This window comes from Pseudomonas sp. GW821-FHT01A09 (assembly GCF_058986725.1).
The window spans coordinates 13,592-31,843 of record NZ_JBYSWB010000019.1; the positions used below are offsets into that span (position 1 = coordinate 13,592).

At 61.2% G+C, this 18,252-nt stretch carries 17 protein-coding genes; 12 read left to right on the forward strand and 5 right to left on the reverse strand.

All coding sequences use genetic code 11. The annotated features are described in order from the left end of the window. Positions 1-26 precede the first annotated feature (26 nt). From AC3WJP_RS20010 to AC3WJP_RS20020, 3 genes are read right to left on the reverse strand one after another with little or no spacing between them, the layout of a single operon-like run. Complete coding sequence (locus AC3WJP_RS20010) at positions 27-794, reverse strand: TerB family tellurite resistance protein (RefSeq protein ID WP_493722330.1); 768 nt, start codon at positions 792-794, stop codon at positions 27-29. Position 795: 1 nt separating this feature from the next. Next, positions 796-1,467: an N-acetylmuramate alpha-1-phosphate uridylyltransferase MurU gene (gene murU, locus AC3WJP_RS20015; RefSeq protein ID WP_493722331.1), complete on the reverse strand. Its 672-nt coding sequence runs from the start codon at positions 1,465-1,467 to the stop codon at positions 796-798. Next, complete coding sequence (locus AC3WJP_RS20020) at positions 1,464-2,492, reverse strand: aminoglycoside phosphotransferase family protein (RefSeq protein WP_493722332.1); 1,029 nt, start codon at positions 2,490-2,492, stop codon at positions 1,464-1,466. Before AC3WJP_RS20020 ends, murU begins: the two co-directional genes overlap by 4 nt. A 129-nt stretch (positions 2,493-2,621) precedes the next feature. Between AC3WJP_RS20020 and AC3WJP_RS20025 the strand changes: the two genes are divergently transcribed. The 11 genes from AC3WJP_RS20025 to AC3WJP_RS20075 all read left to right on the forward strand — a co-directional run bounded on the left by AC3WJP_RS20025 (position 2,622) and on the right by AC3WJP_RS20075 (position 16,646). Beyond that, positions 2,622-5,375, forward strand: a complete 2,754-nt coding sequence (locus AC3WJP_RS20025) for an LPS-assembly protein LptD (RefSeq protein WP_493722333.1) — start codon at positions 2,622-2,624, stop codon at positions 5,373-5,375. Further along, positions 5,350-6,675, forward strand: coding sequence for a peptidylprolyl isomerase (locus AC3WJP_RS20030; protein ID WP_493722334.1), 1,326 nt, complete (start codon positions 5,350-5,352; stop codon positions 6,673-6,675). Before AC3WJP_RS20025 ends, AC3WJP_RS20030 begins: the two co-directional genes overlap by 26 nt. After that, a complete protein-coding gene (pdxA, locus tag AC3WJP_RS20035) occupies positions 6,672-7,661 on the forward strand; it encodes a 4-hydroxythreonine-4-phosphate dehydrogenase PdxA (protein WP_493722335.1) in 990 nt (329 codons plus the stop codon). Before AC3WJP_RS20030 ends, pdxA begins: the two co-directional genes overlap by 4 nt. Next, positions 7,658-8,461, forward strand: coding sequence for a 16S rRNA (adenine(1518)-N(6)/adenine(1519)-N(6))-dimethyltransferase RsmA (gene rsmA, locus AC3WJP_RS20040; RefSeq protein ID WP_493722336.1), 804 nt, complete (start codon positions 7,658-7,660; stop codon positions 8,459-8,461). Before pdxA ends, rsmA begins: the two co-directional genes overlap by 4 nt. Positions 8,462-8,639: 178 nt before the next feature. Next, a complete protein-coding gene (gene apaG, locus AC3WJP_RS20045; RefSeq protein ID WP_493722337.1) occupies positions 8,640-9,020 on the forward strand; it encodes a Co2+/Mg2+ efflux facilitator ApaG/CorD in 381 nt (126 codons plus the stop codon). Then, entirely contained in the window at positions 9,020-9,895 is an 876-nt protein-coding gene (locus AC3WJP_RS20050; protein WP_493722338.1) for a symmetrical bis(5'-nucleosyl)-tetraphosphatase, read from the forward strand. The genes apaG and AC3WJP_RS20050 overlap by 1 nt, the downstream gene beginning before the upstream one ends. Before the next feature lie 27 nt (positions 9,896-9,922). After that, positions 9,923-10,240 carry a thiosulfate sulfurtransferase GlpE gene (gene glpE, locus AC3WJP_RS20055; RefSeq protein WP_493722339.1) on the forward strand — a complete coding sequence of 106 codons (318 nt, stop codon included), beginning with the start codon at positions 9,923-9,925 and terminating at the stop codon, positions 10,238-10,240. Between the two features lie 294 nt (positions 10,241-10,534). Continuing rightward, entirely contained in the window at positions 10,535-12,457 is a 1,923-nt protein-coding gene (locus AC3WJP_RS20060) for a PrkA family serine protein kinase (RefSeq protein WP_493722340.1), read from the forward strand. A 131-nt stretch (positions 12,458-12,588) separates the two neighbouring features. Then, positions 12,589-13,863 (forward strand): YeaH/YhbH family protein, encoded by a 1,275-nt coding sequence (locus tag AC3WJP_RS20065; RefSeq protein WP_493722341.1) that lies wholly within the window; start codon positions 12,589-12,591, stop codon positions 13,861-13,863. Further along, entirely contained in the window at positions 13,860-15,422 is a 1,563-nt protein-coding gene (locus AC3WJP_RS20070) for a SpoVR family protein (protein ID WP_493722342.1), read from the forward strand. The genes AC3WJP_RS20065 and AC3WJP_RS20070 overlap by 4 nt, the downstream gene beginning before the upstream one ends. Positions 15,423-15,497: 75 nt before the next feature. Beyond that, a complete protein-coding gene (locus AC3WJP_RS20075) occupies positions 15,498-16,646 on the forward strand; it encodes a multifunctional CCA addition/repair protein (protein ID WP_493722343.1) in 1,149 nt (382 codons plus the stop codon). 90 nt (positions 16,647-16,736) lie between these two features. Here AC3WJP_RS20075 and folK read toward each other — a convergent pair whose 3' ends face one another. Together folK and folB are read right to left on the reverse strand one after the other, a co-directional pair. Next, complete coding sequence (gene folK, locus AC3WJP_RS20080; protein ID WP_493722344.1) at positions 16,737-17,246, reverse strand: 2-amino-4-hydroxy-6-hydroxymethyldihydropteridine diphosphokinase; 510 nt, start codon at positions 17,244-17,246, stop codon at positions 16,737-16,739. Next, a complete protein-coding gene (folB, locus tag AC3WJP_RS20085; protein WP_493722345.1) occupies positions 17,237-17,590 on the reverse strand; it encodes a dihydroneopterin aldolase in 354 nt (117 codons plus the stop codon). Before folB ends, folK begins: the two co-directional genes overlap by 10 nt. A gap of 74 nt (positions 17,591-17,664) precedes the next feature. On the opposite strand from folB, the gene plsY reads away from it, so the two are divergent. Further along, positions 17,665-18,234 carry a glycerol-3-phosphate 1-O-acyltransferase PlsY gene (gene plsY, locus AC3WJP_RS20090; protein WP_493722346.1) on the forward strand — a complete coding sequence of 190 codons (570 nt, stop codon included), beginning with the start codon at positions 17,665-17,667 and terminating at the stop codon, positions 18,232-18,234. Positions 18,235-18,252 lie beyond the last annotated feature (18 nt).

Genomic DNA, 18,252 nt, shown 5'->3' on the forward strand with positions numbered 1-18,252 from the left:
AATGGGCCGGCCCAGCCGACGTCATATCAAAAATTGCGCCGCTGCCTGATCAACGTATAGGCATTGTGCAGATTGCGCGTGCGCTCGGTCGCTGCCCGCACCTGCGCTTCGTTCGCACCGCTGCCTTCTAGCTTGTCCGGGTGGTGCTTGCTGAGCAGGCGACGATAAGCACGCTTGATCTGGTCCGGTTCGGTGGCCGCGTTCACGCCCAACAACCGCATGGCATCCTGGTACTCGCCGCCGCTGTTGACCGGCGGTTTGTTGCGCCGCGGCTCATAGTCCGCCGCCACCGCCAGGCTTTGCTGACGAGTCCAGCCCAGCCATGCACTCCATTGCAGAATCAGCTCGCGCTCGGTCACTCCCACCTGGCCATCCGCCCAAGCCATGCGCCAGCACGCCCTGAGAATGCCCTCCCCCGTATAAGGCTGACGCCCCAGCCGACGCAGATGCCCGCGCACATTGTCGCGCCCGGTCTTGCCGCGGCCGAACGAGGCGATCGCCGCCTGTTGCGCGCCTGGACCCAGATGCAACTGCGTCATCTCATGGCGTGCCTGACGGATGTGACTGTCGGTAACCACCCCGTCGGCTTTCGCCACTCGCCCCAACAACACGAACAGCAGCTCGTCGTCGCGCAATGCCGGGCGACCACCCAGCAATTCGCGCACGTTGGCCCAGCCATGCAATTGCAGGCGCCGATCCAGCGCCTGCCCCAGCAAGGCGCCGAGCAAGGCACCGGGGATACTGGCGACGGCGTACCCCACGCCCGCGCCTATCAAGGTCGTCGGCCACAGCATGCTATTGGCGCCCGGCCAGCAAGCGTTCGACGTCGGCCAGCCGCTCATGGGTGCCGACATCGATCCACTGACCAGTGAAGTGCTCGCCACTGACTTGCGCCTGGCTCATGGCCTGACGAAACAGCGGCGCCAGCTTGAACGCCCCGGGCTGGCAGTTTGCGAACAACGCCGGATGCAGAATGGAAATACCGCTATAGGTCAATTGCGCCTCCCCTGGCAGGCCGTCACGGACCTTCCCTTCATTCAAGACAAAATCGCCCAGCGGATGTTGGGCCGGGTTGTCCACCAGCACCAGATGGGCCAGTCCCGCGATCGGGCGGCGCAGCGCGGCGAAGTCATAGTCGGTCCACACGTCGCCGTTGACGATCACGAACGGCTCATCGCCCAGCAGCGGCAATGCCCGCAGGATTCCGCCACCAGTCTCCAGCGGCTCGCCCTCCGGCGAATAGCTCAGCTGCACGCCGAAACGCTGACCGTCCCCCAGATGATCCTCGATCTGCTGCCCCAGCCAGGCATGGTTGATGACAATCTGCTCGAAGCCAGCGGTGGCAAGCGCCTTGATGTGGTACTCGATCAACGGCACACCGCCAGCGCGCACCAGCGGCTTGGGCGTGTGCAACGTCAGCGGGCGCATGCGCTCGCCCTTGCCCGCGGCAAGAATCATGGCCTTCATGAGTGCTCGCCTTTGGCGCCATCGGGCAACGAGCGCAGCAATTCGGCCAGATCGGCCAGTTCCGGGCGCCGCGCCAGCACCGTCTCTATATAAGAGAAGAAGCGCGGCACGTCGGCGAGGTAACGGGGCTTGCCATCGCGATGGCAGATCCGCGCGAAGATACCGATGACCTTGAGATGACGCTGCACCCCCATCAGATCACTGGCGCGCTGAAACTCGGCGAAATCCGCCTGTACGGGAATGCCCTTGGCCGCGGCCTGGCGCCAGTAGTCATGCAACCAGCCCTGCACCCGCTCTTCGGGCCAGCTCAGGAAGGCATCCTTGAACAGGCATGTCACGTCATAGGTCACCGGCCCGTAGACCGCATCCTGGAAATCCAGCACCCCGGGGTTCGGCTCGCTGTCCATCAGGTTGCGCGGCATATAGTCGCGGTGCACCAGCACCTTGGGCTGCGCCAGCGCGCTGTCGATCAGCAGCTGGCTGACGCGCTGCCAACGCTGCAACTGCTGCCCATCGAACTCCACGCCCAGATGCCGACGCACGTACCACTCGGGGAACAGTTCCAGCTCGCGGCGCAACAGCGGCACGTCATAGCTGGGCAGCGGTGTGTCCATGGGCAGTTGCTGCAAGGCGATCAACGCATCAATGGCAGCGGCGAACTTTTGCGCGGCGTTTTCGCTGTCGATGACGTCCAGATAGGTCTGTTTGCCCAGGTCGCTGAGCAAAAGAAAGCCGCGTTCGAGGTCTTGAGCGTGAATTTGCGGGACATTTATCCCGCTTTTTTTCAACAACTCAGCGATTTTTACGAACGGTTCGCAGTTTTCCTGGGGGGGAGGAGCGTCCATGACGATGAAACTTCTCCCCTCCGCGGCCCAGCGGAAATACCGCCGAAAGCTCGCATCACTGCTGGCGGCGACCAATGAAACCGGGGGTACCGCACCCCAGCCCTGGGCATTGAAGAGGTTTGTCAGCTGCTCGGAAAGCCAGACTTCGAGGTGTTGCAGGCGTACATCTTGCTCAGGCATTACAAGGGTCTCCGACGGCGCTAGCCGTCAAGCGGGTCATGCTTTATTATCCAGCATCTTTTTCAGACCATCGAGAGGCGTGCGGCCCCACCGCGGGCAGATGGCACGCAGGAAGCCCGGACTAATAAGATGGCATTGAAATCCCCCGCGTTTCGTAGAAAGTTTCCGTTGCTGGTAACCGGCAGTCTGCTGGCGATGCAACCCCTGATTCTCCCGCATGCAATAGCAGCGGAACAGTTCGACTGTTCAGTTTCTGCTGCCGGCACCTGGGACTGCAAGCCCCAGACGAGTGCAGCCAACCTGCCACCGCGTCCCGTTCAGGACGGCGCGCTGGCGGATGGCCGCGGTGCGTCCGCTGCCGGCGACAAGGCAGAGGGCAAGAAGGTTATCGACAGCAAAGGTCGTGGACTTGAATCCCGCAGCGCCGACTACAGTCACCTCGACTGGGTCCCGCGGGAAAAGCTCACGGCTGCGCAGTTGGCGGAGACCGGCCCTTATTGCTCCGGCGCCTACATCGAGCCGATACGCCCCGGCATGAACGACAAGACCTCGAAGAAGGACGCGCCCACTTTCCTGGGTGCCAAGGCTTCGCGCTACGAGCAGCAGACGCAAGTCGCGACGCTCGCAGGGGACGTGGTCATGCGCCAGGGCAGCATGCAGATCGAAGCGGATGAAGCCAGCCTCCATCAAGCCGAGAACCGCGGCGAACTGACCGGCAACGTCAAGCTGCGCGACAACGGCGCGCTGATCGTCGGCGACCATGGCGAGGTTCAACTCGACACCGGTGCCGCGCAGGTCGACAACGCCGAGTACGTGATGCACAAGTCGCGCATTCGCGGCAGTGCGCTGTACGCCAAGCGCGCCGAAAACGCCATCATCCGCCTCAAGGATGGTACGTACACCACGTGCGAACCGAGCAGCAACGCCTGGCAGCTCAAGGGCAACAACATCACCTTGAACCCGGCGACCGGCTTCGGTACCGCGACCAACGTGACGCTGCGGGTCAAGGACATTCCAGTCCTGTATACCCCGTACATCTATTTCCCGATCGACGATCGCCGTCAATCGGGCTTCCTGCCGCCGAGCTTCTCGAGCAGCAGCAAGACCGGCTTCATGCTGGTCACCCCGTACTACTTCAACCTGGCGCCCAACTATGACGCCACGTTGTACCCACGCTTCATGGCCGAACGCGGCACCATGATGGAAGGCGAATTCCGCTACCTGACCAACACCAGTGAAGGTCAGTTCGGCGGCGCGTTCTTGAATGACAGCGATGACGAGCGCTCGAAGCAGTCGGATTACCAACGTGATCGCTGGATGATCAACTGGCAGCATCAGGGTGGCCTCGGCTCGCGCCTGACCAGCCATGTCGACTTCACCGACATCAGCGATCCGTACTACTTCCAGGACCTGGAAAGCGACCAGATCGGCGTCGAGAAGCGTGACTACATCAACCAGCAGGGCAGCCTGACCTGGAGGGGGGACACTTACACCGCCGGCTTGAACGTCCAGGCCTACAAGTTGGCGACCGTTTCGGACATCACGCCGTACAACCGCCTGCCACAGATCACCTTCAACGGCTCGCTGCCGTACCACCCGGAAGGCCTGGATTTCAACTACTCGGCCGAAGCGGTGCGTTTCGAGCGTGATCTGGACAATGGCACGTTCTACGATGAGAACGGCAACCCTACGCCTCGTCTGGACAAGAACGTGACCGGCCTGGCCCGCGCCAACGGCAACCGTTTGAACTTCGCGCCATCGATCAGCCTGCCGTTGTCTGCCAGCTATGGCTACATCAGGCCAACGCTCAAGTACGCTTACACCCAGTATGATCTGGATCTCGACGGTACCGGCAAGTCGCAACTCACCAACGGTGACTACGACAAATCGCCAAGCCGTGGCGTCCCGGTCAGCAGCATCGACAGCGGCCTGTACTTCGACCGCAACACCAGTCTGTTCGGTACCAACTACCGCCAGACCCTCGAGCCGCGCCTGTACTACCTCTATGTGCCATACAAGAACCAGGATGACATCCCGGTTTTCGACACCTCGGAGTACACCTTCAACTACGACGCATTGTTCCGCGACAACCGCTTCAGCGGCTCGGACCGGATCGGCGACGAAAACAAGATTTCCCTGGGCCTGACCAGTCGCTGGATCGAAGACAACGGCTTCGAACGCCAACGCATCAGCGTCGGCCAGGCGTATTACATGGAAGATCGCAAGGCCCAACTGCCTGGCATCGACTACCGTACCCGCGACGACGCTACCGCCAAGGTCTCCCCTTACGCGCTACAGTACGTCCTGCGCTTCAACCGCGACTGGCGCTTCAACTCCGAATACAACTGGGATCCGGACAGCCACAGCCCGCGTTCCGGCAGCGCGATGTTCCACTACCAGCCTGAAGACAACCCCAACAAGGTGGTCAACTTCGGTTATCGCTATCGCAACGACCTGGTGCGTTACGACACCGCGACTGGTACCTGGAAAGTGGGCGGTGGCGACTACGGCACCCCTGGCACGCCTGGTTACGTGAAGGACTACTACAAGATCGAGCAGCATGACTTCTCGATCATCTGGCCGCTCGTTCCACAATGGAGCCTGATCAGCCGCTGGCAGTACGACTACAACCGCAACCGTACCCTCGATGCCTTTGGTGGCTTCGAATACGACAACTGCTGCTGGAAGTTGCGCTTCATCAGCCGGTACTGGGTCGACTACGACGAATTCAGCCAGGCCGCACCTGAAAACGAGAAAGGCGACCATGGTCTGTTCCTGCAATTCGTGCTCAAAGGGCTCGGTGGCGTGACAGGCAACAAGGTCGAGGGTTTCCTCGACAAGGGCATTCAAGGTTATCGTGAACGTGAAGACCAAGCTAATTGATCGACTGCGCCCCATGATGTTGGGCGCGGTGTTACTGAGTGGCGTGGTGCACGCCGATGTCCAGCCACTGGATAGCGTCGCCGCCATCGTCGACAACGATGTCATCATGAAAAGCCAGCTCGACGCACGGGTGCGTGACGTCGAGCAGACCATCGCCAAACGTGGGGGCGGTACGCCGCCCGCCAACGTCCTGCAGCAGCAAGTGCTCGAACGCCTGATCGTCGAGAACCTGCAACTGCAGATCGGCGATCGTTCCGGCATCCGCATCACCGACGAAGAACTCAACCAGGCCATGGAAACCATTGCCCAGCGCAATAACATGAGCCTGACGCAGTTCAAGGGTGCCCTGGCTCGCGATGGCGTCTCGTTCGAAGACGCCCGCGACCAGGTCCGTCGCGAGATGATCATCAGCCGCGTGCGTCAACGCCGTGTGGCCGAGCGCATTCAGGTCTCGGAGCAGGAAGTGAAGAACTTCCTCGCTTCCGACCTGGGCAAGATGCAGCTGTCCCAGGAATTCCACCTGGCCAACATCCTCATCCCGACGCCGGAAAGCGCCGATTCCGAGGCCATCCAGAAAGCCGGCAGCCAGGCCATGGCCGTTTACCAGCAATTGAAGTCGGGCGCTGATTTCGCCCAGACCGCCATTGCCAGGTCGTCCAGCGATAACGCCCTGGAAGGCGGCGACATGGGCTGGCGCAAGTCGGCCCAACTGCCACCACCGTTCGACACCATGCTGGGCAAGATGTCGGTGGGTGATATCACTCAGCCGATCCGTACGCCCGGTGGCTTCATCATTCTGAAAATCCTGGAAACCCGTGGTGGCGAACAGGCACAGATGCGTGACGAAGTGCATGTACGGCACATCCTGATCAAGCCAAGCGAGATCCGCAGCGAGGCGGAAACCCAGCGCCTGATCAATACCGTCTACGACCGCGTGAACAACGGCGAAGACTTCGCCGCACTGGCGAAGAACTTCTCGGAAGACCCGGGCTCCGCACTCAATGGCGGCGACCTTGGCTGGGTCGATCCTGCCTCGCTGGTGCCGGCGTTCCGTGACGTGATGAACCAGACCGCCCAAGGCGTGGTGTCCAAGCCATTCAAGAGCCAGTACGGCTGGCACATCCTTGAAGTGCTGGGTCGTCGTGCCACCGACAGCACCGAACAGGCTCGGGAGCAGCAGGCCCTCAACGTCCTGCGCAACCGCAAGTACGATGAAGAGCTGCAAACCTGGCTGCGTCAGATCCGCGACGAAGCCTACGTTGAAATCAAGCTCCCTGGCGTCGATCAGGCAGCCCCGTGAAACCCACGCGTTTTGCGGTGACACCCGGCGAGCCGGCGGGCATAGGTCCAGACCTGTGCCTGTTGCTCGCCGCGCAGCGCCAGCCCCACCCCCTGATTGCCATTACCAGCCACGACCTGCTCCGCGAGCGGGCCGTGCAACTGGGCGTGGCCGTCAAGTTGGTGCCGGTCAGCCCTGATGCCTTTCCGGATGTTCCTGCGGAGGCCGGCAGCCTGTACGTCTGGGACACGCCGTTGGCGGCCTCGGTACGTACTGGCCAGCTCGACAAGGCCAACGCTGGCTTCGTCCTTGAAACCCTGACCCGTGCCGGTGTCGGCTGCCTCAACGGCCAGTTCGCCGGGATGATCACCGCACCGGTGCACAAGGGCGTGATCAACGACGGCGGCATCGCGTTCTCTGGGCATACCGAATTCCTCGCCGAGCTGACTCACACCGAGCAAGTGGTGATGATGCTGGCCACCGGCGACCTGCGCGTCGCCTTGGTGACCACGCACCTGCCACTGCGTGAGGTCGCCGACGCCATTACCAGCGAGCGGCTGCAGCGCGTCACGCGCATTCTGCACGCCGACCTCAAGCACAAGTTCGGCATCCCGGCGCCGCGCATCCTGGTCTGCGGGCTCAATCCCCATGCCGGTGAAAGCGGACACCTGGGCCGAGAAGAAATCGACATCATCGAGCCTGCGCTGGAACAACTGCGCAGCGAAGGCATGGACCTGCGCGGTCCCTTGCCCGCCGACACTTTATTTACCCCCAAATATCTGGAGCACTGCGACGCGGTGCTGGCGATGTACCATGACCAGGGCCTGCCCGTACTCAAGTACAAGGGCTTCGGCGCCGCCGTCAATGTGACCTTGGGCCTGCCGATCATCCGCACCTCCGTCGACCACGGCACGGCGCTTGATCTGGCCGGCACCGGGCGCGTCGACACCGGCAGCCTGCAGGTTGCCCTGGCCACCGCCTACCAGATGGCCGAGACCCGACTATGACCGAGCAATACCAACACCGGGCGCGCAAGCGCTTCGGCCAGAACTTCCTGCATGACGCCGGCGTGATCGACCGCATTCTGCGTTCCATTCATGCGCGCCCGGACGACCGCGTGCTGGAAATCGGTCCAGGCCAGGGCGCATTGACCGAAGGCATCCTCGATAGCGGCGCACAGGTGGATGTGGTCGAGATCGACAAGGACCTGGCGGTGATTCTTACCCAGCAATTCGCCGGGCGCGACAACTTCAGCCTGCATCAGGGCGATGCGCTCAAATTCGACTTCAACACCCTGGGCGCCGCCCCCGGCACTCTGCGCGTGGTCGGCAATCTGCCGTACAACATTTCCACACCGCTGATCTTTCATCTGCTGCACAACGCGCGGCTGATCAAGGACATGCACTTCATGCTGCAGAAGGAAGTGGTCGAGCGCATGGCGGCCGGGCCTGGCGGCGGTGACTGGGGCCGCTTGTCGATCATGGTCCAGTACCACTGCCGGGTCGAACACCTGTTCAACGTCGGCCCAGGTGCGTTCAATCCACCGCCCAAGGTCGATTCGGCGATCGTGCGCCTGGTGCCCTATGACACCCCGCCCTTCCCGGCCAAGGACCATCGCCTGCTCGAACGAGTGGTGCGCGAAGCCTTCAACCAGCGTCGCAAGACCTTGCGCAACACTCTCAAGGCGCTGATGCCCAACGAAGCCATCGAAGCCGCCGGGGTCGATGGCAGCCTGCGGCCCGAGCAGTTGAGCCTGGAACAGTTCGTGCGCCTGGCCGACAAGCTGCATGAACTGACGGCGGCCTGATCCCACCTTGTAGCGAGGGGGCTTGCCCCCGACCACCTCGATGTACCTGAGCTACCGAATCGGCGGCAGCCCCCTCGCTACACGATCCGACGTATCTGGCCTATCGTGGGTTAGATGGCCTAGACTGAGTCGCACCGACCCCTGAGGTTTACTGGTTTTTGTTCAAAGGCGTATTTGCATGTCCGACTCCCGCTACCAGATCGACGTCAGCGTAGTTACTCGCTTCCTGGCAGAACAGTCGCAACCCGAACAGCAACGCTATGCGTTCGCCTACACCGTCACCGTGCGCAACAACGGCGAGGTGCCTGCCACCTTGCTGTCTCGGCACTGGGTGATCACCGACGGTGACGGCCATGTCGAAGAAGTCCGCGGCGCAGGCGTCGTCGGTCAGCAACCGCGCATCGAAGCCGGTGGCAGCCACACCTACAGCAGCGGCACGGTGATGACTACCAAGGTCGGCAACATGCAAGGTTCCTATCAGATGCAGGCCGAGGACGGCAAACGCTTCGACGCCGTGATCGCGCCTTTCCGCCTGGCCGTGCCCGGGGCCTTGCACTGATGACGGCATACGCGGTCGGTGACCTGCAAGGCTGTCTCGAACCGCTCAAATGCCTGCTCGACCGCGTGGCCTTCGACCCTGCCCACGATCAACTGTGGCTGGTGGGCGATCTGGTCAACCGTGGCCCGGAATCGCTCGAAACCCTGCGTTTCCTCTACAGCATTCGTCAGGCGGTGGTCTGCGTGCTCGGCAATCACGACCTGCACCTGCTGGCCGCGCGCTACAACATCGAGCGCCTGAAAAAGGGCGATACCCTGCGCGAAATCCTCGAAGCGCCCGATGCCCCGCAGTTGCTGGGGTGGCTGCGTCAGCAAAAGCTGCTGCATTACGACGAGCCCCGGGGTGTCGCCATGGTCCATGCCGGCATCCCGCCGCAATGGACGCTGGGCAAGGCGCTGCAACATGCCGCCGAGGTCGAGGCCGTCCTAAAGGATGACAACCTGCTGCTGCCGTTTCTCGACGGCATGTACGGCAACGAGCCGAACAAGTGGGACAAGGACCTGCACGGTGTGACGCGGCTGCGGGTCATCACCAATTACTTCACGCGGATGCGCTTCTGCACCCGCGAAGGCAAGCTCGATCTCAAGGGCAAGGAAGGCGCCGACAAAGCGCCACCCGGCTACGCCCCGTGGTTCAAGCACAAGGAGCGGCGCACCAAGGCAGTGAAGATCATCTTCGGCCACTGGGCGGCGCTCGAAGGCAAGGTCAACGAGCCCAACATCGTCGCGCTGGACACCGGCTGCGTCTGGGGCGGCGCCATGACCCTGTACAATATCGACCATGGCACTCGCCATGAATGCAGCTGCGACGAGCACGGCCGCCTGGAACGGGGCACACCGTCCCAGGTGGTCGACGCGCTGTCTTCACACCGCTAATTACCCTGTTGAATGGAGCCCGTTGCCATGACCGAATTCAAACGCATACCGCCTGCCGAGGCGCAAACCCTGCGTGAAAAAGGCGCGGTGGTCGTCGATGTACGTGACCCGCAGACTTTTGCCGCCAGCCACATTCCCGACGCCCAGCACCTGGACAACCACTCGATCGCCGACTTCATCCGCGCCGCCGATCTGGATGCCCCGGTCGTAGTGGTCTGCTATCACGGCAATTCCAGCCAGAGCGCGGCGGCCTATCTGGTCAGTCAGGGCTTTTCCGACGTCTACAGCCTCGACGGCGGCTTTGAATTGTGGCGCGCCACCTACCCTGAACAGATTGCAGTCTGAGCCGCGCATCAAAAAAAATTTAATTACCGTCTATCGCCCGTGCCACGCGGGCTGTGGCCTGGCTGCCAGTTGGCCAGGCACAACTAATTGCTCATCTCGCCTTGAAGTCTGCGATAACCAACTATCCTTAAGTGCAGGCCATCCAAAACAGGGGAGAGCCGGTACACCGGCGCGCGGGTCATCGGTAGCGACTTAGAGGTGTTCTGGGGGGTAAAGGCAGCCGGATATCGGTTGTTTTCCAGCATCAAACTGACTGATCCGACGTCGGCTCCACGTATCGAGCGAGGTGACGTCATGAGTATTTTTAGCCACTTCCAGCAACGTTTCGAATCCACTCGTCAGGAAGAGCTCTCATTACAGGAGTATCTCGAGCTCTGCAAAGCTGACCGCAGCGCCTACGCGTCTGCGCCCGAGCGGATTCTGACTGCTATCGGCGAGCCCGAGTTGACCGACACGTCGACCAACTCGAGGCTTTCGCGCATCTTTTCCAACAAGGTGATCCGACGCTATCCGGCGTTCAAGGATTTCCACGGGATGGAGGAATGCATCGACCAGATCGTTTCCTATTTCCGCCACGCGGCCCAAGGGCTGGAGGAGAAGAAACAGATCCTGTATCTGCTGGGCCCGGTAGGTGGCGGTAAATCGTCCCTGGCCGAAAAGCTCAAACAGCTGATCGAAAAGGAGCCCTTCTACGCCATCAAAGGCTCACCGGTGTTCGAATCGCCTCTGGGGCTGTTCAACGCCACTGAAGACGGCGCGATCCTTGAGGAAGACTTCGGTATCCCTCGACGCTACCTCAATACCATCATGTCGCCCTGGGCCACCAAGCGCCTGTCAGAATTCGGCGGCGACATCAGCCAGTTCCGCGTGGTCAAACTCTACCCATCGATTCTCAACCAGATCGCCGTCGCCAAGACCGAGCCCGGGGACGACAACAACCAGGACATTTCCGCACTGGTGGGCAAGGTCGACATCCGCAAGCTGGAAGAATACCCACAGAACGACGCCGACGCTTACAGCTACTCGGGCGCGCTGTGCCGGGCCAACCAAGGCCTGATGGAATTCGTCGAGATGTTCAAGGCGCCCATCAAGGTCCTGCACCCCTTGCTCACCGCCACTCAGGAAGGCAACTACAACAGTACCGAAGGCCTGGGGGCCATCCCCTACTCCGGGATCCTGCTGGCTCACTCCAACGAATCGGAATGGCACAGCTTCCGTAACAACAAGAACAACGAAGCGTTCATCGACCGGATCTATATCGTCAAAGTCCCCTACTGCCTGCGGGTCAGCGACGAAATCAAGATCTACGACAAGCTCTTGTTCAACAGCTCGCTGGCCAAGGCCCATTGCGCGCCGGATACGCTGAAAATGCTGGCCCAGTTCACCACCTTGTCGCGACTCAAGGAGCCAGAAAACTCCAACATCTATTCGAAGATGAGGGTTTACGACGGCGAAAACCTCAAGGATACCGATCCCAAGGCCAAGTCGATCCAGGAGTACCGCGACAGCGCTGGGGTAGACGAAGGCATGAACGGCCTGTCGACTCGGTTCGCGTTCAAGATCCTCTCCAAGGTCTTCAACTTCGATCCACACGAGATCGCCGCCAATCCGGTGCATCTGCTCTACGTGTTGGAGCAACAGATCGAGCAGGAACAATTCCCGGCCGAGGTGCGCGAACGCTATCTGCGCTATTTGAAGGAGTACCTGGCACCACGCTATATCGAGTTCATCGGCAAGGAAATCCAGACCGCCTACCTCGAATCCTACAGCGAGTACGGCCAGAACATTTTCGATCGCTACGTGTTGTACGCCGACTTCTGGATTCAAGACCAGGAATACCGCGATCCTGAAACCGGGGAAATCCTCAACCGCGTCGCGCTCAACGAGGAACTGGAAAAGATCGAGAAACCGGCAGGCATCAGCAATCCGAAGGATTTCCGTAACGAGATCGTCAACTTCGTGCTGCGCGCCCGCGCCAACAACAACGGCAAGAATCCGACCTGGCTCAGTTACGAGAAGCTGCGGGTGGTGATCGAGAAGAAAATGTTCTCCAACACCGAGGATCTGCTACCGGTCATCAGCTTCAATGCCAAAGCCAGCAAAGAGGACCAACTCAAGCACAACGACTTCGTCACACGCATGGTCGAACGCGGATACACCGACAAACAGGTACGACTGCTTTCCGAGTGGTACCTGCGGGTCAGAAAGTCGCAGTGAAGCAGCGGTAAGCTTCAAGCTGCAGGGCACTCGCAGTCGGCATCAGGCCTCAACCGACTGCGCAGGCCTGCGGCCTGTGGCTTTTTGACTTGCGGCTAGCAGCTTGGTGCATGCAGCTGCCTGGAGGGCCTATGAGCTATGTGATCGACCGACGTCTGAACGGCAAGAACAAGAGCACGGTGAACCGTCAGCGCTTTTTGCGACGCTACCGTGATCACATCAAGAAAGCGGTCGAAGAGGCCGTGGGTCGGCGCTCCATTACCGATATGGAGCACGGCGAACAGATCAGCATCCCTGGCCGCGATATCGATGAGCCAGTGCTTCACCATGGCCGCGGCGGTAAACAGACCGTGGTCCATCCCGGCAACAAGGAATTCACCGCAGGCGAACATATTGCCCGACCCCAAGGAGGCGGTGGTGGCGGCAAGGGCGCAGGCAAGGCCGGCAACTCCGGCGAAGGCATGGACGAGTTCACTTTCCAGATCACTCAGGAAGAATTTCTAGAGTTCATGTTCGAAGACCTCGAACTCCCCAACCTGGTCAAGCGCAACCTGACCGGCACCGATACCTTCAAGACCGTACGCGCTGGCGTGTCCAACGAGGGCAACCCGTCACGCATCAATATCGTCCGCACGCTGCGCTCGGCCCACGCGCGACGCATCGCGCTGTCCGGCAGCAGCCGCGCGAAGCTCAAGGAAGCCAAGGAGGAACTCGCCCGCCTCAAGCGTGAAGAGCCGGACAATTTCGGCGATATCCAGGAAATAGAGGGTGAAATCGAACGCTTGAGCGCACGCATTCACCGCGTGCCATTCCTCGATACCTTCGATCTCAAGTACAACTTGTTGGTCAAGCACCCGAACCCCAGCTCCAAGGCCGTGATGTTCTGCCTGATGGACGTCTCCGGCTCCATGACTCAGGCCACCAAGGACATCGCCAAGCGCTTCTTCATCCTCTTGTACCTGTTCCTCAAGCGCAACTACGACAAGATCGAAGTGGTGTTCATTCGCCATCACACCAGTGCCCGCGAAGTCGACGAAGAGGAGTTTTTCTATTCCCGGGAAACCGGCGGCACCATCGTCTCCAGCGCCCTGAAGCTGATGCAGGAGATCATGGCCGCGCGCTACCCCACAAGCGAGTGGAACATTTACGCAGCCCAGGCCTCGGACGGTGACAACTGGAACGACGACTCGCCGATCTGCCGCGAGATTCTGACCAAGCAGATCATGCCGTTCGTCCAGTACTACACCTATGTCGAGATCACCCCGCGCGAACATCAGGCGCTGTGGTATGAATATGAACGCATCAGCGAGAGCTTCGCCGATACGTTCGCCCAGCAACAGCTGGTGACGGCCGGTGATATCTATCCGGTCTTTCGTGAACTCTTCCAGCGCAGGTTAGTGACATGACCGCTAGAGAGCAGAAACGCCAACCCCTCTCCACTGGCTCGGAATGGACCTTCGAGCTGATCCAGGCCTACGACCGAGAGATCAGTCGTATCGCCGAGCGCTATGCGCTGGACACCTACCCCAACCAGATCGAAGTGATCACCGCCGAGCAGATGATGGACGCCTACGCCTCCGTCGGCATGCCATTGGGCTATCACCACTGGTCCTACGGCAAACACTTTCTCAGCACCGAAAAGTCCTACACCCGCGGGCAGATGGGGCTGGCGTACGAGATCGTGATCAACTCGGACCCGTGCATCGCCTATCTGATGGAAGAAAACACCATCTGCATGCAGGCACTGGTGGTAGCTCATGCCTGCTATGGGCACAACAGCTTTTTCAAGGGCAACTACCTGTTCCGCACCTGGACCGACGCCAGCTCGATCATCGACTACCTGGTGTTCGCCAAGCAGTACATCATGCAATGCGAAGAGCGTCATGGCATCGACGCGGTCGAGGACTTGCTCGATTCATGCCACGCGCTGATGAACTACGGTGTCGACCGCTACAAGCGTCCTTACCCGATTTCCGCCGAAGAAGAGCGTCGACGCCAGAAGGACCGCGAGGAGCACCTGCAGCGCCAGATCAACGACCTATGGCGGACCATTCCGAAAAGCGCCGACAAGAACCGCGAAGAGGACAACGTCCGCTTCCCGTCGGAGCCTCAGGAAAACATCCTCTACTTCATCGAGAAGCACGCCCCCCTGCTGGAGCCCTGGCAGCGCGAGATCGTACGAATCGTGCGCAAGATCGCGCAGTACTTCTACCCACAACGTCAGACTCAGGTCATGAACGAGGGCTGGGCGACCTTCTGGCACTACACGTTGATGAACGACCTGTACGACGAAGGCCTGGTCACCGACGGCTTCATGATGGAGTTCCTTACCTCCCACACCAGCGTGGTGTTCCAGCCCAGCTTCGACAGCCCCTACTACAGCGGCATCAACCCATATGCCCTTGGGTTCGCCATGTACCGCGACATCCGCCGCATGTGTGAAAACCCGGATGACGAGGACCGCAAGTGGTTCCCCGAGATAGCCGGCAGCGACTGGCTGTCGACCATCAAGTTCGCCATGACCAGCTTCAAGGACGAGAGCTTCATCCTGCAGTACCTGTCGCCCAAGGTCATCCGCGACCTGAAGCTGTTCAGCATCATGGACGACGACCAGCGCGACGACCTGCTGGTGCCGGCCATCCATGACGACGCGGGCTATCGGATCATCCGCGAAACCCTGGCCGCGCAGTACAACCTCGGCAACCGCGAACCCAATGTGCAGATCTACAGCATCGACCGCCGTGGCGATCGCTCGCTGACCCTGCGCCATCAACAACACAATCGCAAACCGCTAGGAGAGTCCACCGACGAAGTCCTCAAGCATCTGCATCGGCTGTGGGGCTTCGATATCAAGCTCGAAACCCTGCAAGGCGACCAGATCATGAAAACCCATCACGTACCGCCCCGGCACGAACATGCCGAAGGCGATTACGGGCGCCTGGACCTCGCCGTGGTTCATCTCTGACCCACCGAGCGGCATGCAAGCCTCCCTCCGCGGTCCACAGCAGGTATCCTGTGGGCCGCAGACGGAGGCTTTTTCATGCAGATCTACAAAGTGGGTGGCGCAGTGCGCGATCGCCTTCTCGGACGAGACGTCACTGATGTCGACTATGTGGTGGTGGGCGCCAGCGCCGAGCAGATGCTGGATCTGGGCTATCGGCCAGTAGGCGCCGATTTCCCGGTATTCCTGCATCCGCACACGGGTGAGGAATATGCACTGGCGCGTACCGAGCGCAAGAGCGGCCATGGCTATGGCGGCTTTACCTTCTACGCCAGCCCGGACGTCACGCTGGAGCAGGATCTGATCCGCCGCGACCTGACCATCAACGCCATGGCCGAGGATGATCACGGGCAATTGACCGATCCCTATGGTGGCGGGAGAGACTTGCAGAATCGGATTTTGCGCCATGTTTCTCCGGCATTCGCCGAAGATCCGTTACGAGTCTTGCGTGTGGCACGATTTGCCGCGCGCTTTGCATCCCTGGGTTTCGGCGTTGCCGACGAGACCCTGGCCTTGATGCGCCAACTCAGCGAATCTGGCGAGTTGGCGGCGTTGACGCCGGAACGCTGCTGGAAAGAGATCTCCCGCGCGCTGATGGAAGATCAGCCTCAGGTGTTCATACAGGTCCTGCGCGAATGCGGCGCCCTGGAACGCCTGCTGCCGGAAGTCGATGCGCTGTTCGGCACACCGCACCCCAATACCGGCGAGCATAGCTTGCGTGCCCTGCGCCACTCGGCACAGCTCGGTCAGCCACTGACCGTACGCTGGGCGTGCTTGCTCCAGCAGCTGCCGGCGAAGCAGATCAAGGCGGTCAGTGAGCGCTTCAAGGTACCGCGCGATTGCCTGGAATTGGCGGTGCTGGTGGGGCAATACCGGGACCAGGGCCATCGAGCACTGGAGATCGAGCCCACGGCACTGCTGGAACTGCTGCAAAGTTTCGACGTGTACCGTCGTCCCCAGCGTTTCGACGAGTTCCTGGCGGTCTGCGAGCTGGATGCCAAGGCGAGCGCGCAGGGCAGTTATCCACAAGCGCAGTACCTGCGCGGCGCAGCCGATGCCGCCCGCTCGGTAGCGGTGCAGCCGCTGGTCGCTCATGGCTACCAGGGCCAGGCGCTAGGGGAAGCGATCAAGCGCGAGCGGCTGGCGGTATTGAGCCAATACCAGGCTGAACACCGCGCCTCCCTGTAGCGGGGGGGCTTGCCCCCGAAAAAACTCAATGCCCACAAAGACGCGGCTGACGGAAATATCATCGGGGGCAAGCCCCCCCGCTACACGGGTTTAGCAGACCGTGAGCTGCTGGTCGCGCCAAGTGAACGGCACCGGGGCCAATAGCTGGTCGATCTGCGCCTCATCCCACAGCTGAGCAAACGAGCGCTGCACACCCGGATGCTGCTCGGTGGGTGCCAGCAACGCCAACGGCCATAACACGAAAGCGTTCTTGAGGATTTCTGCGCGGGGCAGAATCAAGCCATCGAAATTGCCTGCCTGCTGGCCATACAGCAGCACGTCGATATCCAGCGGCAGGCCCTTGCGCTCCGGGGCGTAACGGCCGTTATCCGCTTCGATGAACTTGAGGCGGCGATCCAGCTCCATCAGCGGCAAGTCAGTCAGGCCGGTCACCACCAGATTGAAGAACGGCCCGCTCTTGATGCCCACCGCCGCGCTCTCGAATACCGGCGAACACTGCATATCCTCGACAAACAGCGCCAACGCATCGAGGCCGGCGCACAGGTGCGACTCGCGCTCGATATTGCTACCGAGGCCTAGGTAGATACGGGTCAGAGGCATCCGCGCTCGATCTCCACGCCCACGCCCTTGGCGGCCGCGACAGCACCCGGCTTGGTCAATTTGAGGTGCAGCCAGGGAATCTGGAATTCGCCCATGAGCACTTCGGCCAGGCGCTCGGCGAAGGTTTCCACCAACTCGAAGCGCGCCTCCTGCGCGAAGGCCTGAATGCGTGCCGAAACGCTGGCATAGTCGAGGGCCAGGCTCAGGTCGTCGCCTGCGGCTGCCGGGCGGTTATCCCAGGCGAAGCGCAGGTCCAGGCGCAGGCATTGGCGAATGTCCCGCTCCCAGTCGTAGGCACCGATCACGGTGTCGACTTCCAGCCCCTCGATAAACACTCTGTCCAAGCACTTTTCTCCACTGCACGACAAGGGCGCGATGCGCCGTTAGAATCAGGACGTCCTCGCCCGGAATAGTTCGCATGTTTTGGTTACTGGCGTTACTCGCCTACCTGCTGGGTTCGCTGTCCTTCGCCATCCTCATCAGCCGCGGCACCGGCCTGCCGGACCCGCGCATGAGCGGCTCGGGCAACGCCGGCGCCACTAACATGCTGCGCCTGGCCGGGCGCAAGCTTGCCATCCTGACCCTGCTCGGCGACCTTTGCAAAGGCCTGTTGCCAGTGCTGGTCGGCCTGGCGTTCGGCCTCGGGCTGCAACAACAGGCCTGGATCGGGCTGTGCGCGGTACTCGGCCATCTGTTCCCGCTGTATTTCCGCTTCAAGGGTGGCAAGGGTGTCGCCACCGCCGCAGGAGTATTGCTGGGGCTATACGTGCCCGCAGCGCTGCTGGCGGTGGTCGCCTGGGCGGTAGTCTTCGCCCTCACCCGTACCAGCTCGCTGGCCTCCTTGATCGCCACCCCCCTGACGCTGCCGCTGCTGGCGTGGCAGGCGCCACAAGCATTGCTGCCGATGTGCGTGCTGACCTTGCTGATCGTCTGGCGTCATCGCGGCAATCTACGCGACCTGCTGGCGGGACGCGAACGGCATTTCTGATTGCCTGCGGTGAAATCC

Coding starts and splice junctions, on each gene's coding strand:
- AC3WJP_RS20010 (WP_493722330.1), bottom strand. CDS start 794: ATGCTGTGGCCGACGACCTTGATAGGCGCGGGCGTGGGGTACGCCGTC.
- murU (WP_493722331.1), bottom strand. CDS start 1,467: ATGAAGGCCATGATTCTTGCCGCGGGCAAGGGCGAGCGCATGCGCCCG.
- AC3WJP_RS20020 (WP_493722332.1), bottom strand. CDS start 2,492: ATGCCTGAGCAAGATGTACGCCTGCAACACCTCGAAGTCTGGCTTTCC.
- AC3WJP_RS20025 (WP_493722333.1), top strand. CDS start 2,622: ATGGCATTGAAATCCCCCGCGTTTCGTAGAAAGTTTCCGTTGCTGGTA.
- rsmA (WP_493722336.1), top strand. CDS start 7,658: ATGACCGAGCAATACCAACACCGGGCGCGCAAGCGCTTCGGCCAGAAC.
- apaG (WP_493722337.1), top strand. CDS start 8,640: ATGTCCGACTCCCGCTACCAGATCGACGTCAGCGTAGTTACTCGCTTC.
- AC3WJP_RS20050 (WP_493722338.1), top strand. CDS start 9,020: ATGACGGCATACGCGGTCGGTGACCTGCAAGGCTGTCTCGAACCGCTC.
- glpE (WP_493722339.1), top strand. CDS start 9,923: ATGACCGAATTCAAACGCATACCGCCTGCCGAGGCGCAAACCCTGCGT.
- AC3WJP_RS20060 (WP_493722340.1), top strand. CDS start 10,535: ATGAGTATTTTTAGCCACTTCCAGCAACGTTTCGAATCCACTCGTCAG.
- AC3WJP_RS20065 (WP_493722341.1), top strand. CDS start 12,589: ATGAGCTATGTGATCGACCGACGTCTGAACGGCAAGAACAAGAGCACG.
- AC3WJP_RS20070 (WP_493722342.1), top strand. CDS start 13,860: ATGACCGCTAGAGAGCAGAAACGCCAACCCCTCTCCACTGGCTCGGAA.
- AC3WJP_RS20075 (WP_493722343.1), top strand. CDS start 15,498: ATGCAGATCTACAAAGTGGGTGGCGCAGTGCGCGATCGCCTTCTCGGA.
- folK (WP_493722344.1), bottom strand. CDS start 17,246: ATGCCTCTGACCCGTATCTACCTAGGCCTCGGTAGCAATATCGAGCGC.
- plsY (WP_493722346.1), top strand. CDS start 17,665: ATGTTTTGGTTACTGGCGTTACTCGCCTACCTGCTGGGTTCGCTGTCC.